Origin of the sequence: Bradyrhizobium tropiciagri, from assembly GCF_001189845.1 — a bacterium.
In the GTDB taxonomy this organism is placed as follows: domain Bacteria; phylum Pseudomonadota; class Alphaproteobacteria; order Rhizobiales; family Xanthobacteraceae; genus Bradyrhizobium; species Bradyrhizobium tropiciagri.
On the sequence record NZ_LFLZ01000160.1, the window covers coordinates 1 to 2,431 of the forward strand.

Annotated in this window: 2 protein-coding genes; both read left to right on the plus strand. The window is 68.9% G+C overall.

What is annotated here, in order from left to right:
- The first annotated feature begins 193 nt into the window (after positions 1–193).
- Positions 194–1,096 carry a LysR substrate-binding domain-containing protein gene (locus AKN84_RS44160; protein ID WP_050426586.1) on the plus strand — a complete coding sequence of 301 codons (903 nt, stop codon included), beginning with the start codon at positions 194–196 and terminating at the stop codon, positions 1,094–1,096.
- A complete protein-coding gene (locus tag AKN84_RS44165) occupies positions 1,089–2,309 on the plus strand; it encodes an NAD(P)-binding domain-containing protein (protein WP_050426587.1) in 1,221 nt (406 codons plus the stop codon). The genes AKN84_RS44160 and AKN84_RS44165 overlap by 8 nt, the downstream gene beginning before the upstream one ends.
- Positions 2,310–2,431 lie beyond the last annotated feature (122 nt).

Sequence of the window (2,431 nt, forward strand, 5' to 3'; positions counted from 1 at the left end):
TCTCCGCGAGGGAGGTTGCAGTGGGGCTCGCGGAGGCTCCCGGCGCTTCGCGCCGACCTCTCCCCGCAAGCGGGGCGAGGTGAAACCATCGCACTCGGATTTGACTCGGGCCACCGCTGCATATTTCTGCGCCGCTTGGCCTCGTCCCGCAAACTGAGTTATCTTGCCCTTGCATCAGTTTTCCTGAGGGTTCATGCGGCGGCTGCTCTTTCTCAACGGCATCAAGGCGTTCGAGGCCGCGGCGCGGACCGGCAGCTTTGCGGCCGCAGGCGGCGAGCTCAACGTCTCGGCCGCCGCGATCAGCCGGATGGTGCATCTGCTCGAAGAGCGACTCGGGGTCGCGCTGTTCGAGCGCAAGGCGAACCGCCTCGTCACCACACCGGCCGGCCGCGCCTATCAGGGCGGGCTGACGCCGATCTTCGACGCGCTGGCGAGCCTCACCGCGCAGGTCACGGCCTCGGCGAGTTCGCGGGTGCTGACCGTCGGCGTCGGGCCGACATTCGCGATGAAATGGATGATCCCGCATCTCGCCGAGTTCCGCAAAGCGGAGCCCGACATCGAGGTGCGGATCACGACCGGCGGCATGGCGGCGCCGTTCGCCGATGACTGGAGCTGCGGCATCCAGCTCGGCGACGGCCAATGGCCGGGCCTCGTCGCCGAGCCGCTGTTCGCCGCCGACCTGATGCCGGTGTGCACGGCGCGGCTCGCCAACGGCTTGAAGCGTCCCGGCGATCTCAAGGGGCCGAGCCTGATCCGCGTGGCGCATTCGCCCGACGACTGGCCGTCCTGGCTGAAAGCCGCCGGCGTGCCGCGCCTGACCGCGCGCGGGCCGGAATTCCAGTTCTACGGCCAGGCGCTGCAGGCAGCTAGCGACGGGCTCGGGATCGCGATGGGAATCCGGCCCTATATCGATGACGATCTCGCCGCCGGCCGGCTGGTGGCGCCGTTTGCGCTCAGCGTGCCGAAGGGGATGCGCTGGTATCTGGTCTATCGCGGCTTCCACGCCGAGCAGCGCGATTTCGCCGCGTTCCGGCGCTGGATCATCCGCGCCGCGGCAGAACCAGCCGCTCGCCGCAAGGGAGCGCGCAATGGCTGACGAGACGGTCGATACGCTGGTGATCGGCGGCGGCCAGGCCGGGCTGACCATGAGCCACCGGCTGAAGCAGCGCGGCATCGGCCATCTGGTGCTGGAGCGGCGGCGGATCGCCGAGCGCTGGCGCAGCGAACGCTGGGACGGATTGATGTTCCAGTTTCCGAACTGGTCGGTGCGGCTGCCGGAGTTCGCGTTTCCGCACAGCGATCCGGACGGATTCTCGGACACGGCTGCCATCATCGCCTTCATCGAGGCCTACGCCGACTTCGTCGCGCCGCCGATCCGCTGCGGCGTCGAGGTCACCAGACTGCGCCGCGACGCCGACGGCTTCGTTGCCGAATGCGCCGGCGGCAGCATCGCCGCCCGCAACGTCGTGATTGCTACCGGTCCCTATCAGCGGCCGCTGCGGCCCGACGTGCTGCGCGAACATCCCGGCCTGTTTCAGGTTCATGCCAGCGGCTACAAAAATCCGGCACAATTGCCTGACGGCGCGGTGCTGGTGATCGGCGCCGGCGCCTCGGGCGCGCAGATCACCGAGGAGCTGATGCGCGCCGGCCGCCATGTCTTCCTGTCGGTCGGACGTCACAACCGCCTGCCGCGCCGCTATCGCGGCCGCGACCTGTTCTGGTGGCTGGCCGAGATGGGCGTTGACGAGACGCCGGTCGAGCAGCGCGGCCCGTCGCGCCTGCTGCCGGTGATCTCGGGCGCCCATGGCGGACACACCATCGATTTCCGCCGTTTCGCCGCCGACGGCGTGACGCTGCTCGGCCGCGTGACGGCGGCGCGCGCCGGCGTGCTCGCGATCGCGCCCGATCTCGCCACCAACATCGCCAATGGCGATGCGTACTACGCGACCTTCCTCGGGATCGTCGACGACTTCATCACGGCACGCGGCCTCGATCATCCACACGATCCCTTGGCACGCGTCCGCCTGCCCGATCCGCCGTGCCTCACTGCGCCGCTGGCTACCATCGACCTCAACGCCGAGCGGATCGGCAGCGTGATCTGGGCCACCGGCTATGGCCTCGATCTGGACTGGATCGAAATACCGGTGCTGGACGCCAACGGCGCACCGCGGCACCGCCACGGCGTCTCAGAGGTGCCGGGCCTCTATTTCCTCGGCCTGCAATGGCTGTCGAAGATGAAATCCTCGTTCCTGTCCGGCGTCGGCGACGACGCGGCCGTGCTCGCCGATCATATCGCGGCCCGCGGCTAGAGGATGAAGTCAGGCTGAAGCTGTCTCGCGGCAGGCTGCTGCACCTCTCCCGCTTGCGGGGGAGGTCGGATCGCATCGGAAGATGCGATCCGGGTGGGGGCTCTCCTCCACCATATGACGCG

Bases quoted from the DNA above. Each gene is read 5' to 3' on its own strand.
- AKN84_RS44165 (WP_050426587.1), top strand. From the start codon at position 1,089: ATGGCTGACGAGACGGTCGATACGCTGGTGATCGGCGGCGGCCAGGCC.
- AKN84_RS44160 (WP_050426586.1), top strand. From the start codon at position 194: ATGCGGCGGCTGCTCTTTCTCAACGGCATCAAGGCGTTCGAGGCCGCG.